Genomic DNA, 13,733 nt, shown 5'->3' on the forward strand with positions numbered 1-13,733 from the left:
GAACGGCAGACGGAGCGACGGACATGGCGGTGCCTTTCGGATCGAGATGCAGCACGTTCAGCCCTTGACGCTTCCGGCGAGGATGCCGTTGATGAAGTGCCGCTGGAACGCGATGAAGATGACGAGGGGCGGGATGAGGGCGACCGACGCGGCGGCGGGCAGCTCCCCTGTGAGGGTCGCGTAGTCGGCGGCGATCTTGTTGCCCGAGATCGTCGCCGCGAGTGTCGAGAGCATCACCTGGAGGGTCGCCATCCGTTCGGAGCTCGCGACCACGACGGGCCAGACGAAGTCGTTGTAGATGTTCATGACCGTGAGCACCGCGAGGCCGGCGAGACCGGGGCGGATGACCGGCACGACGATGCGCCAGAAGATGCCGAACTCGCCGCAGCCGTCGACCCGCGCCGCATCGAGCAGCTCGTCGGGAACCGCGGCGATGACCTGCCGCATCCAGAAGATCGCGAACGCGTCGACGGATCCGGGGAGGATGAGCGCCTGGTAGGTGTTCACCCAACCGAGCTCCTTCATCTCCAGCAGCAGGGGGATGATGAGCACGATCGTGGGCAGCATGAGCGTCACGAGCACGGCGCCGAAGAGCAGGTTCTTGCCCGGGAAGTCGTACTTCGCGAAGGCGTAGGCGGCGAGCGGGGCGAAGAAGAGCGTGATCGCCCCCTTGATCACCAACACGATGCCCGTGTTGAGGAAGCCGAGCCCGATCGGCACGTCGGAGAACATCTCGGTGAAGTTGTCGAGCGTGAACGTCGTCGGGTCGAACCCGAGCGGGTCGCGGATGATCTCGATCGCCGGCTTGAACGCCGAGAGGATCGCCCACGCGACCGGCGCGAGGAAGCCGAGGGTCAGCAGCAGGAGGAACAGCTGCGAGCCGACGGCGGGCAGCTGTCGCCGCGCGCGGGCGGGAGTCGGGGTGCGGTTCGTCATCGGGATCAGTCCTTCGCCCGCAGCAGTCGCACGAAGGCGAGCGAGAGCACCATCACGAAGATCACGAGCAGGAACGAGTTGGCCGCCCCGGTACCGAGGTCGCCGCGCGTGATGTGGTTGTAGAGGTAGTAGCCCGCGGTCGTCGTCGAGTTGTAGGGCCCGCCCTGGGTGACGACGTAAGGCTCGGCGAACATCTGGAACACCGCGAGGGTCTGCAGCACGACGGCGAACATCATGGTGCGGCGGATGAGCGGAACGGTGACGCTCCACAGCTGACGCAGACGCGAGGCCCCGTCGAGCGCGGCGGCTTCGTAGACGCTGCCGTCGATCGCCTGGAGTCCGGAGAGCAGGATGATCACGATGAAACCGGTGGTCTTCCAGAGGAAGAGCAGCGCGAGGGTCGGCTTCGCCCACTCGCTCGTCGTGAGCCAGCCGACATCCGGCAGCCCGACGAGGTTCAGAGCGCCGTTGATCGCGCCGTAGTTCTGGTCGAACAGCACGACCCAGATCTGGGCGATCGCGACGAGCGGAGTGACGAACGGCACGATGAAGGCGGTGCGGTAGAAGCCACGCAGACGGGTCTTCGCGTTGTCGAGCAACACCGCGATGACGAGCGCGACCGCGATCTGCACGGGCACGATGAGCAGCCAGAGCACCCCCGAGTTCGCCATCGACGACCAGAAGCCGGGGTTACCGAGCAGGTAGGTGTAGTTGTCGAGCCCGACCCACTCCGCGCTGCCCGCGCCCCGCCAGTTCGTGAACGACAGGCGGAGCGTGAACAGCATCGGGTAGACGCTGAAGGCACCGAAGACCGCCACGAACGGCAGGACGAACACGTACGGCGCGAGCCGGCGGCGCAGCGGGAAGCGCGAGGCTCCCCGTCGCGGCCGGGCGGCCGGACGCACCGTCTCAGGCGCGGTCGTGGCGGTCATCGGAAGTTCCTTCTTCGCGGGTGCGGCGTTACTGCCGGTCGACCAGGTTGGTCTGGATGTCGGCGGTCGAGAGGTCGATGACCTCGCGCGGCGTCAGGTCGCCGTCGAGCATCCGCTGGAGGTTGTTGCCGAGATAGTCGACGGCTCCGCCCCACCAGGAGGGTGTCGGCACGCTGCCCGGGATCTGGGCGCCCGCCTCGGTCGCGACGGCCCAGAGGTCCTGCCCGCCGAGCGACGACAGCGGCTCGAACAGCGCGTTGTCGGGGTCGGCCGCCGGCAGGTACGACGGGATCGACGTGTTGAGTCCGCCGGGGTAGACGTCGTTCGGCCCGTAGACCGCCGTGTACCCGGCCTCGTCGAACATGAGGAACTCGTAGAAGAGCCAGGCGAGTTCGGAGTTCTCGCCCTCCTTCGGCAGGATGAACGACGCTCCGCCCATCGCACCGCTGCGCGGCCCACCGGTCTCCCACGCCGGGAGCGGCATGGCGCGCCAGTCGCCGTGCGTCTCGGGCAGCAGCTGCTCGGTCGCGAAGTCGAACCAGATGGCCCACGGGTAGAAGACCTGCTGGCCGGACTCGAGGGTCGCGATGTCGGTCGGGCCCAGGTACTCCGCGCGTGTGCCGAGCCCCTCCTGCGACACGGTGTCGAGGAAGCCGAGGATCTGCTCGTACTCGGGGGAGTCGATCCGCAGCTCGCCGTTCTCGTCGGCGATGCTCGTGCCGAGCTGGCTCGCGTACATCTCGAGCTGCAGCTGTCCGAGGAACGGGCTCTGCTCGAGGTGGATCGGCGCGGAGCCGGGCACGGCCGCCTGGTAGGCGCGCGCCGCGTCGAGCAGGTCGTCGTACGTCTCGATCGCCTCGGCGTCGACACCGGCGGCCTCGAGCGCCGCGGCGTTGTAGAAGAGCAGACCCGGGTCGAGGTCGAACGGCACCCCGTAGATGCCGCCGTCGAGCGTGTTGACGTCGACCTTCTGCGGCGCGATGTCGTCGACGTAGGGCGCGAGCACGTCGCTCAGGTCCCACAGGTGGTCGGCGAAGCCCGCGACGAGCGAGTCGTCGAGGAAGACGCCGTCCGGCACATCGGTGCCCGTGATGAGGGTGTTCTGGAGCTTGCCACCGATGTCGACGGCTTCGTGGTTCACGACGATGTCGGGGTACTTCTCGTTGAACGCCGCGATCGCCGCGTCGAACACCTCGAAGAGGTCGCCTTCGCGATCCCAGATGGTGATCTCGCCCGACGGAGACGCCTCGGTGGGTGCCTGGAGACGGTCGGCGTCGGGCTCCTCGCCACCGCCGATCGTCGGGCCGCAGGCCGTGAGGACGAGCGTGGCGGCGGTCAGTGCGCCCGCGGCGGCGAGTCGGCGCCGGACCGGGGACGGACGGGATGACCTGAACAGTTGCATGACACTCCTTCGTGATCGAGACCGCGCGGGGGAACGGCGCGGTGCCTCAACTGCGTTTGCCAACGTACGCAAACGGTAGCACGGTTTGCACACGTTGCAAGCGCTAGGCTGATGCCGCCAGGGAAGGAGCCCGGATGCCCGCCACGCTGCGCGACGTTGCCGAGAGGGCGCAGGTCTCCATCCGTACCGTCTCCAACGTCGTGAGCGGCTACGAGCACGTGAGCGACCGGATGCGCGCCAAAGTGCTCGCCGCCATCGACGAACTCGACTACCGCCCCAACCCGGTCGCCCGCACGCTCCGCACCGGCCGCACCGGGGTGCTCGCTCTCGTGGTGCCCGAGATCGACGTCCCCTACTTCAGCGAACTCGCCCGCGACGTCATCAACGCCGCCGACGCCTTCGGCTACCGCGTGCTCATCCACCAGACCGGCCACGACCACGAACGCGAACGCGCGCTGCTCACCGGCGCCGACCGCACGATGCTCTTCGACGGCGTGCTGTTCAGCCCCCTGGTCACCGAGAGCGAACTGCTCGAGATGAACGTGAAGACGTCAATGCCGCTCGTGCTGCTCGGCGAGCACGACTTCGACGGACGGTTCGACCACGTCGCGATCGACAACTTCCGCGCCGCGCACGACGCCACGACGCACCTCGTCTCCCTCGGTCGCCGCCGCATCGCCGCGATCGGCGCGCAGCCGCTCGAGGCCTACGCGACCCCGCGGCAGCGCACGGCGGGCTACGAGGCGGCGCTGCGGGATGCCGGCCTCGCCCCCGACCCCGCGCTCGCCCGTGCCGCCGCGCACTACCGACGCGCGGAGGGCTACCGGGCGGCCCGCGAGCTGCTCGACGAGCACCCCGACGTCGACGCGATCTTCTGCTACTCCGACCTGCTCGCGATCGGCGCCGTGCGCGCGGTCTTCGACGCCGGCCGCACGGTACCGGGTGACGTCGCCGTCATCGGGATCGACGACGTCGAGGAGGGCCACTACTCCCGGCCGAGCCTCAGCACCGTGTCGCTCGACACGCCCTTCATCGCGCATCACGCCGTCGAACGGGTCGTCGCCCGCATCGACGACCCGGGAATCCCCGCGGAGGAGCGGATCGCGCCGCACCGTCTCGTCGTGCGGGAGAGCACCTCCGCCGGCTGACGTCAGGCGACCGGGAGCATGACGGGCGGAGGCTCGCCGGCGTCGGAGAGCGCGCGGGAGACGAGCCGGTGCCGAGTGTCGATCGCCTGCCCCATGTCGCGCGCGAGCTCGGGCCGTGAGCGCACGAGATCGTCGATGACGGTGAGCGGCACGTACAGCACCGCGACATCGGTGACGGCGACGACCTCGGCACCGGCGATCTGTCGGGTCAGTGCCGTGACACCGAGCACGTCGTCGCGCCCGAGCGTCGCGACGGGCAGCCGGGCCCCCTTCGAGGCGTTCACGTACAACTCGACGGTTCCGCTGATGATCACGCGCACGGCGTCGGGTACCGAGCCGCCGGGCTGCACGGTCTCGCCTTCGCCGTAGCGCTGAAGACACGCGCCCTGATCGGCGAGGGCGACGGCCTCGTCGGCGCTCAGGTAGAACCGTGGCGCCAGCCGGATGAGGTTCTCACGCGTCCGTGCCGGCGTCGCGTAGTTGTCGGTGAGGTCGCGATCGAGGTGCAGCCCCACCCGCCGAGCGGCGTACCAGAGCCTCGTGCGGAAGAGCCCGAGCGTGCCGTACGACTTCGCGGGACTGGTGAGCGGGATGCTCACCTCGTACCAGGTCTTGCGGACCGGGATCGCCGAGGCCTCCTCGTCCGGGTGCCGTTCGGGAAGTCCGTTCGCGACCGCGACGATGCAGTCGATGACGGCCTGGGGCGGATCGTCCGTCGCGAACCGCACGGTCGTCGACGCGCAGTACGGCGAGGTCGCCCGTGTGAGGTTGCGGAACGACGATCCGGCGAGCGTCGAGTTGGGGATGACGAGGATGCCGTTGAGCGTGTCGAGGTGCGTCGCCCGCCAGTTGACGGCGACGACGCGGCCCCTGCCGTCGGGCGTCTCGATGAAGTCGCCGATCTGGAACGGCTGCTCGAATAGCAGGAGGAGCCCGGAGAGCACCGCCCCGACGGCGTTCTGCAGCGCCAGACCGATGACGATCGACCCGATACCGAGAGCGGTGAAGAAGCCGCCGACATCCGCGTTCCAGATCCAGCCGAACAGCACCGCGAGGCAGATGACGATGAGCAGCACGCGCGCGATGTCGACGAAGATCGACGGGATGCGGTTGCGCCACGTGCCCTGCTTGGCCGTGACGAAGATCGCCAGGTTGAGCCCGTTGAGCAGCACGAGGATGAGCACGAAGCCGAACGCCGTCGCGGCGACCTTCGGCCAGGTGAACTCCGCGTTGCCCGCCTCGGTCGGGATCTGCGTGAAGAGGATGATGATCGCCGCGAGCGGCGCGAGCACGTTGCGCACGAGCAACACGATGTGCGCCCCCGGCGTGCCGCGGCGCACCATCCCGGTGTGCACCTCGCCGAGCACGAGCAACACGATCGGGAGGCCGACGATCACGGATGTCGCCGGCCAGAACCACGGTTCCGCGACGATGTCGCCGATGCTCGCGAAGACGTCGTCCATGGGCTAGAGCTCGACCGCGGCCGGGTCGACGCGCCAGACCCGCTGCCAGCCCGTGCTCGTCTCGACGACGCCCGCATCGCCGTACGGCAACGCGTCGGGGATCTTGTCGACGACGCGCTGGGTCACGAACACGCCCGACTCGGTCGCGCCGCCCTGGAGCCGGAAGGCGAGGCTCACGGCGTCGCCCCACAGGTCGTAGACCATCGACGAGCGGCCGACGAGGCCGCTCGTGACGGTGCCGGTGTCGATGCCGACACGGATGTGCAGGTCGGCGCCCTGCTGCGCGCCGAAGCGCTCGACGATGCGCGAGATGTCGAGCGAGAACTGCACGGCACGTCGCGCGTTGTCGAGGCGCGGGACGGTGAGGCCGCAACTCGCGAGGTAGCCGGCCCGCGTGCTGCGCACCCGCTCGACGCCGTGCTCCTCGGCCGCGTCGTCGAAGGCGCGGAAGATCTCGTTGAGCAGGTCGAGGGACTTCTCGGAGTCGACGCCGCGCCCGTACTCCTCGAAGCCGACGACGTCGGCGAAGAGCACGGTCACCTCCTGGTGGTCTTCGACGATCGTGCGCGCCCCCTCGCGGTAGCGCTTCGCGACGGTCTCGGGCATGAGGGTGCGCAGCAGCCGTTCGTTCTCGAGCCGCTGCTCCTCGAGCAGGGCGTTCTTGAGCTCGAGGCTGCGGCTCATCTCGTTGAACGCCGTCGCGACGTCGGCGAGCTCGTCGCTCTCGCCGGCCTCCACCTGCACACCCGTCTCACCCGCGGCGATACGGCGGGCGGCATCCCGGAGTCGGCGGAGCGGGCGCACCGCGAGGCCCGCGATGATCACCGAGATCAGGGAGACGACACCGACGATGACCGCCGACGAGATCGCGAGGTTGCGCGTGAACTCGTCGACCGGGGCGAGCGCCTCGCCCGCATCGATCTCGGCGATGATCGCCCAGCGGATGACGCCGTCGGGAGAGATCGGGGCGTAGGCGGCGATCGACCGGGCTCCGACGTAGTTCGCGCTCGTGACGATGCCCGAGCGGCCCTCGAAAGCCAGGTCGACGGCCTTCGTCGTCACGGTCTGGAGCAGGAGGGTCTGTCCGCTCGCGACGGCCTGCGCGGCTCGCTCCGGCGGGAGGCCCGCGGCGGTCGCGGCCGCCAGATACCCCTCGGGGTCTTCGACCAGGTCGCGTGACACGGAGCGCATCGTGCGATCGGTGCCGACGAGGTAGGCCTCGCCCGAGCGGCCGAGCCCGCTGTCCTCCCAGTTGCGACCGCCCGTCATGACGGTGTCGATCCGATCGATCGGCAGCCGCACGGCGATCGCGCCGACGATGGCATCCTCGCTCGCGAGGGGGGCGACCGCCCAGCCGGTCGGCGCATCGAACGCGGGCGCGTAGCCCTCGAAGTCGCCGAAGGTCACCGAGTCGAGCCGGTTGCCCGACATCGCCTGCTGGTAGGCGAGGGCGAGGTTGGTGAAGCTATACGGTCCGTCGACGAGGTCGGCTCCGAGATCGACGTCCTTGTTGACCGAGTAGATGACCTGTCCGGAGACCGAGATGAGCACGAGGCCCGGGTAGTCGTTGAGCCGCGCGAGCCGCCGCAGGTAGTCGTGGTACTCGGCGTGCGCGGCCGACCAGGCCGACCCGTCGCCGGCGTCGTCGACCGCGGACGCGTCGTCGCCGCCCTTCACTGTGTAGTGATACAGGAGGTACCGCGCGGCGTTCGACGACGGGATGAAGCTCGAGGCGTCCGACTCCTGGCCGGAGGCCTCGTTGAGCCTCGGCCCGAAGTCGTCGGTGAAATAGGCCACGAGCTCGGCGTCCTGCTCGGGAGTCAGCACGCCCTCGTCGTCGTCGAGCTCGGCGAACGCGGTCGAGAGCGCCATCTCGGCATTCACGACCGCGCTGTCGCGACTGGCCAGGAGCAGGGAAGCTTCGATCGTGTCGAAGAGGGAGACGATCTCGCGGGCCCGGGAGTCGCGCACCTCGATGAGACGGTCGTTCGCGGCCGTCGTGAGCGACTCGGTGCCGTTGATGTAGCCGATGACGCCGACGACGACGTTCGACCCGACGCTCACGAGCAGCAGCATGAGCAGCAGCAGCGACTTGATGCTCAGCGAGTGACGTTTGCGCGCGCGCAGAGCGAGGTGATCGCCCGGAGCGTCGTCGACCGTCACCGCGGGGCCTCCTGACAGCCTTCGAAAGAGTTGACTCACTTTAGCGGCTGGTACGTTCAGCGCATCCCCGGCGAGATCCGGGGATGATATGAGGACACGTCCACCAAAACCCCAGGAGCGCGCATGGCCACGCCCCCGAACAAGCAGACCCGCGAGCAGCAGCGGGAGGCCGCGCGCCTCGCCGCCGCGGAAGCCCGCCGGAAGATGCAGGCGGCCCAGACGCGCAACCGCATCCTCGCGATCGGCGGCTCGGTGGTCGGGCTGCTCGCCGTCGCGGGCATCGTGACCGCCGTCATCCTCACGAACCTCGCGCCCCCGGCCCCGGTTCCGACGGAGCGACTGAGCGGCGACTACGCCGACCGTCTCGAGACGTTCGAGGGGCTCGACGGCACCCACACCGAGAGCCGCGTCACCTACGAGCAGACGCCGCCCGCGGGTGGCCCGCACAACCCGGGCTGGCTCAACTGCGGCGTCTACGCCGAGGAGCAGGTCGACGAGTACGCGGTGCACGCGCTCGAGCACGGGGCCGTCTGGATCACCTACGACCCCGCGTTCACGACCGACGAGGAGGTGGACGCCCTCGTCGCGCTCGCGCCCGACACGTACACCGTCATCTCCCCCTACCCGGGCATCGGCGAGCCGATGGCGATCTCGGCCTGGGGTGCGCAGCTGCGCTTCACCGACGTCGACGACCCCGCGGTCGAGGCCTTCCTCGACGAGTTCTGGCGCTCGCCGAGTTCGCCCGAGCCGAACGCCCCGTGCAGCGGCGCGATCGAGGGTCCCGGCCGGGTCTCGTGAGCCGTCCGCGCGGACGCACCGTCGCGGGCCTCGTGCTCGCGGCGGCGCTGCTGCTGACGGGCGGCTTCGTCGCCGGGCGGCTCACTTCGGGAGCCTCCGGGTCGGTTCCGACGACGGAGAGCGCAGCCGCCGGCTTCCTGCGCGACATGCAGGTGCATCACGCCCAGGCCGTCGAGATGGCGCTCCTCGTCCGTGAGCGCACCGACGACGATGTCGTGCGCACGGTCGCGTACGACATCGCGGTGACCCAGGCCTCCCAGTCCGGAGCGATGTACGGGCTGCTCGACGCCTGGAACCTCCCCCAGCGTTCATCGCAGCCGCCGATGACCTGGACGCTGCTGCCCGTGATCGACGGCTCGTCGGGCGGCGGGCACGAGATGCCCTCCGGCGACACCGGGATGCCGGGGCTCGTGTCGGCCTCGCAGCTCGACGCGCTGCGGGACGCGACCGGCGACGACGCCGTGCGACTCTTCCTCGAGCTCATGATCACCCACCACGAGGGCGGCGTCGAGATGGCGGAGGCGGTGCTCGCCCGCACCGACGTGCCGCAGGTCGTCACCCTCGCGACGGGGATCGAGACGGCGCAGCTCGCCGAGATCGACCTCATGCGCGACCTGCTCGCGAAGCTGCCCGCAGTTCCCTAGCTCTCGACGGTCGCGGCCGCGAGCTGCTCGGCGAAGAGTCGCGCGTAGAGTCCGCCGGCCGCGAGGAGCTCGGCGTGCGCTCCCTGCTCGACGATGCGACCCGCCTCCACGACGAAGATGACGTCGGCGTTCACCACCGTCGAGAGTCGGTGCGCGATCGCCAGCGTCGTGCGGCCCCGCGACGCGTCGTCGAGGGCGCCCTGGACGACGCGTTCCGACACCGTGTCGAGCGAGCTCGTCGCCTCATCGAGGATGAGCACCGCCGGATCCTTGAGCAGCACGCGTGCGATCGCGACGCGCTGCTTCTCGCCGCCCGACAGGCGGTAGCCGCGCTCGCCGACGATCGTGTCGTAGCCGTCCGGGAACGACGCGATGGTGTCGTGGATGTTGGCCGACCGAGCCGCCGTCTCGAGCTCGGCGTCGGTGGCATCCGGCTTCGCGTAGCGCAGGTTCTCGGCGATCGTCGCGTGGAAGAGGTAGGTCTCCTGGCTCACGATGCCGATCGCATCGACGAGCGAGCTGCGGTCGAGGTCGCGCACGTCCTCGCCCGCGAACAGCACACGCCCCGAGGTGACCTCGTGCAGCCGCGGGACGAGGTAGGAGATCGTCGTCTTGCCGGCGCCCGAGGGGCCGACGAAGGCGGCGTAGGTACCCGGCGCGAGCGAGAAGCTCACCCCGGAGAGGGTGGTCGGCGCGTCGTCGGCCTGGTCGGGGTAGCGGAATCGCACCTCGTCGAACGCCACCTCGCCGAGGCGGTCCGGGTCGACCGGCTTCGCGTCGGGACGATCCTGGATGCTGGGGACGAGGTCGAGGTACTCGAAGATGCGCGCGAAGAGCGCCTGCGAGGTCTGCAGGTCGAGGGCGACCCGCAGCAGCCCCATGAGGGGCCACATGAGCCGCGCCTGCACCGTCGTGAACGCGACGACCGTGCCGGCGGTGACCGGGACATCCTGGTACAGCAGCCAGGCGGCGACGAGGTAGATGACCGCCGGGATGGTCGAGAGGATGACGCTCACGATCGCGAAGAACCACTGCCCCGCCATCGCCTGCTGCACCTGCAGCTTGATCTGGCGCTGGTTCTCGTCGGCGTAGCGGCCGACCTCGGTCTGCTGACGGTTGAACGCCTTCGCGAGCAGCACGCCCGACACGCTCAGCGTCTCCTGCGTGATCGCCGTCATGTCGGAGAGCGACTCCTGCGTCTTCGTCGCGATGCGGGCGCGCACCTGCCCGACGTGACGTTGCGCGACGACGAGGATGGGGAACAGCACGACGGCGACGAGTGTCATCTGCCACGACAGCAGGAGCATCGCGACGAGCGCCGCGATCACCGTGACGGTGTTGCCGACGACGCTCTGCACGGTGTTGCTCAGCACGCCCGCGACGCCGCCGACGTCGTTCTGCAGGCGCGACTGGATGATGCCCGTCTTCGTGCGGGTGAAGAAGCCGAGCTCCATCGATTGGAGGTGCGAGAACAGCCGCACCCGGAGCGCACCCATCACGCTGTTGCCGATGCGTGCGGTGAGCAGTGTCTGCGCGACGCCGAGTCCCGCCGAGGCGAACCAGGCGAGCATCATGAGTCCGACGAGCTCGAGCAGCACCGGCACGTCGGGGCGCCCCTCGGGCGGGAAGAGCCCGCGGTCGAAGGCCTGCTGGGTGAGCAGCGGCGGCAGCACCCCGAGGGCCGCGCTGAAGAGCACGAGGGTGATCGTGCCGATGAGCGCGCCGCGATAGGGACGGAACAGCCGGCCGATCCGTGCGATGAGATCCGGGATGCGCGGCGCCTCGGCGTTGAGCGCCTTCTGCAGGTCGGCATCCCGAGCCCCGACGCGGCGGCCGCCGGGTGCCATCCCCCCGCCGCCCATGCTCACGCTCGAAGCCTACGCCGCGGGGTCGCCCGCCGGCCGAGGCGCCGCGGCGTGCGGGGTGGGGCCGTCGAGACTTTTGCGCGGTTAATTGCACATTGCTCCGTCCTCCCGCAGCACTCTGCAACTGAGTGCCGCGTCACCGATCCCCGGTTGCAGAATGTCGCCGGAAGACGGAGCAATGTGCAACTAAGTCGACAAAACCCGAGGCCCGGGATGCGGAACGCCCCGGCCGCGCGGCGACCGGGGCGTTCCGTGTGCTGTGCGGGTCAGGCGACCCGTCGGCGCGGCGCGAACTGCAGCATCGCGGCGAGCGCGAGCAGCGCCACACCGAACTGCACGAGACCGAGTGCGCCGAGCATCGGCATCGTCGTGTCACCCGCGCCGGTGAGGGCGAGGGTCGGCAGCTCCGGCAGCGGGAAGGTCGGCAGGTCGCAGATGGCGGCGAAGATCTCCGCCGACGCCGTGATCGCCGGGTTGAGGAGGTGCGTCACCGTGATCGTGTAGGTCACGTTGTTCGGCACCTGGAACTCGAGCACCGTCGGGGTCGCGGCACCGGTGATGGTCTGCGACGAGATCACCGCGACGGCGAGCGGCGCGACGTTGCCCGGCGCGGGCGGAGGCGTCGACGCGATGACGTCGACCTGGTACTGCGCGCCCGGGTCGAGGTCGTCGATCGTCGCCTCGATGAGCGACTCACCCTCGATCAGGAGGCACTGGAGGTCGAGCACGATGCCGGGCGTGAGCGGGCAGGCGACGAGCGTCTCGGACGCCGCATCCTTGATGCCCGGCAGCGCCGCGTCGGCGATCGTCACCGTGTACGACTTGCCGACCTCGAGCCCCGAGTAGACCTGCGGAGCCGACGCCGACGTCACCGTGAGCGGCGTCGTGTAGCCGGGCACCGAACTACCGGCACCCTCCGTGATCGTCACGACGTAGTCACGACCGACACCGAGGTCGCTGAACGTCGCCGTGAGCGAACCGGTGCCACCGGGCACGTCGCACTGGGTGGCCTTCACACCGACGAGCGGCTGGGTCGGGCAGTCGTGCACGTCGACCGGGTCGGCCGCCGCGAAGACCGTCGTCACGAGCTTGTCGACGATCTTCACCGTGTAGGTGCCGGCCGTCGGGAGCGGGTAGGTGCGAGCCGCCTCGTTCGACGTGGCCGCGGTGAACTCATCCACCTGCACGTCGTTGATGAGCACGAGGTACGTGCGCGTCGGCACGAGCCCGGTCGGCGTCACCGTGAGCTCGAGGTCGCCGCCCACGACGGTGCACTGCTGAACGGTCACCTCGGGCTTCGCCGGGATGTCCGGGCAGGGGTTCGTCGAGAAGCCCGTGCTCGTGACGAGCGTGGCCGCGGCGACGTCGGTGAGGACGACGGTGAGCCCGGTCAGGTTCTCGGGGATGCCGTTGATCGAGAAGTTCTTCGACGTCTCACCGGCACCGGCGACGAACGCGAACTCGAGGCCGCCGTAGGCCGCACCGTCCTTGTGGACGCGGGCGACGTAGCTGCGGCCGGGGACGAGCGACGACGCCGTCACCGAGACCGAGGCGTTGCTCGTGTCGGTCGCCGTGCACTGGTTCGCGGTCACCTGCAGCTGCGAGTTCTGCGGGCACCCGACGACGACGGTGCTGATGCTCTTCGTCAACCCGGGCTGCTGATCGCTCGTCACGGTGAGCGTGTACTTGGCACCCGCCGCGAGGTTCGGCCAGCTCTTGCCGGCGGTGGTCGCGACGAAGGTGTCGAGGAGCTCGACGTCGTTCTTGAAGAGCTTGCCGGTGTAGGTCTGACCGTCGACGAGCTTCGAGATCGTCGCCGTCACCGTGGTCGTGCCGCCCACCGTGTTGCAGACGGTCGCGTCGAGCGTGAGATCGGGCGCCGCGCACGGGGTCGTCGTCTGGTTCTCCCTCTTGACGCTCCAGCCCTTGTTGAAGTCGCGGTCGTCGTGGGCGGTGACGATGACCGTCCAGGTGTTCACCTTCGTCGGGTCGGCGAAGGTGAACTTCTCGGTGAGGCTATTGCCGAAGTCCTTGTCGGCCTTCACCTCGCCGTTGATCACGACGTAGACGTGGTTCGTGCCGTTGTAGCTCTTGAGGTCGACCGAGAGCTCGTAGCAGTTCGCGTTCACGGTCGGCGTGTGCGCGTTCGCGGCGCTCACACCGGCGACGATGCCCGCCGACACGAGGAGCATCACGATCAGGCCGGCGACGAACGCCGCCCAACGAGGACGCCGAGAGCCCGTCTCGACATCGAAGGAGAAGAACGGCGAGCGCGTTCGCAGGGGGACGGAGGACATGCGGGTCTCTCGATCGGATTATGCCGCCGCGAACGGCGCTCTCGATTGCGGGGCTCGAGAGAGACGTGGGGGACGCGGCAGGGGG

10 protein-coding genes are annotated in these 13,733 nt (G+C 69.5%); 3 read left to right on the top strand and 7 right to left on the bottom strand.

The window, feature by feature from the left end:
• Positions 1-57: 57 nt before the first annotated feature.
• From ACO1X9_RS00885 to ACO1X9_RS00895, 3 genes are read right to left on the bottom strand one after another with little or no spacing between them, the layout of a single operon-like run.
• Positions 58-936 (bottom strand): carbohydrate ABC transporter permease, encoded by an 879-nt coding sequence (locus ACO1X9_RS00885; RefSeq protein ID WP_486348944.1) that lies wholly within the window; start codon positions 934-936, stop codon positions 58-60.
• A 5-nt stretch (positions 937-941) separates the two neighbouring features.
• Positions 942-1,868: a carbohydrate ABC transporter permease gene (locus tag ACO1X9_RS00890; RefSeq protein WP_486348945.1), complete on the bottom strand. Its 927-nt coding sequence runs from the start codon at positions 1,866-1,868 to the stop codon at positions 942-944.
• 28 nt (positions 1,869-1,896) lie between these two features.
• Positions 1,897-3,270, bottom strand: a complete 1,374-nt coding sequence (locus tag ACO1X9_RS00895) for an ABC transporter substrate-binding protein (protein WP_486348946.1) — start codon at positions 3,268-3,270, stop codon at positions 1,897-1,899.
• A 134-nt stretch (positions 3,271-3,404) separates the two neighbouring features.
• On the opposite strand from ACO1X9_RS00895, the gene ACO1X9_RS00900 reads away from it, so the two are divergent.
• Positions 3,405-4,418, top strand: a complete 1,014-nt coding sequence (locus tag ACO1X9_RS00900) for a LacI family DNA-binding transcriptional regulator (RefSeq protein ID WP_486348947.1) — start codon at positions 3,405-3,407, stop codon at positions 4,416-4,418.
• 2 nt (positions 4,419-4,420) lie between these two features.
• Here the strand turns inward: ACO1X9_RS00900 and ACO1X9_RS00905 are convergent, their stop codons facing one another.
• Entirely contained in the window at positions 4,421-5,881 is a 1,461-nt protein-coding gene (locus ACO1X9_RS00905) for a mechanosensitive ion channel domain-containing protein (protein WP_486348948.1), read from the bottom strand.
• A gap of 3 nt (positions 5,882-5,884) precedes the next feature.
• Complete coding sequence (locus ACO1X9_RS00910; protein ID WP_486348949.1) at positions 5,885-8,044, bottom strand: adenylate/guanylate cyclase domain-containing protein; 2,160 nt, start codon at positions 8,042-8,044, stop codon at positions 5,885-5,887.
• 123 nt (positions 8,045-8,167) lie between these two features.
• Between ACO1X9_RS00910 and ACO1X9_RS00915 the strand changes: the two genes are divergently transcribed.
• Together ACO1X9_RS00915 and ACO1X9_RS00920 are read left to right on the top strand one after the other, a co-directional pair.
• Entirely contained in the window at positions 8,168-8,842 is a 675-nt protein-coding gene (locus ACO1X9_RS00915) for a thioredoxin-like domain-containing protein (protein WP_486348950.1), read from the top strand.
• Complete coding sequence (locus ACO1X9_RS00920) at positions 8,839-9,486, top strand: DUF305 domain-containing protein (RefSeq protein ID WP_486348951.1); 648 nt, start codon at positions 8,839-8,841, stop codon at positions 9,484-9,486. The genes ACO1X9_RS00915 and ACO1X9_RS00920 overlap by 4 nt, the downstream gene beginning before the upstream one ends.
• On the opposite strand, the gene ACO1X9_RS00925 is transcribed toward ACO1X9_RS00920, so the two are convergent.
• Positions 9,483-11,348: an ABC transporter ATP-binding protein gene (locus ACO1X9_RS00925; RefSeq protein WP_486348978.1), complete on the bottom strand. Its 1,866-nt coding sequence runs from the start codon at positions 11,346-11,348 to the stop codon at positions 9,483-9,485. The two genes, ACO1X9_RS00920 and ACO1X9_RS00925, sit on opposite strands and share 4 nt — an antisense overlap.
• Before the next feature lie 269 nt (positions 11,349-11,617).
• A complete protein-coding gene (locus ACO1X9_RS00930; RefSeq protein WP_486348952.1) occupies positions 11,618-13,648 on the bottom strand; it encodes a hypothetical protein in 2,031 nt (676 codons plus the stop codon).
• Positions 13,649-13,733: the final 85 nt, after the last annotated feature.

This window comes from Pseudolysinimonas sp. (genome assembly GCF_057350545.1).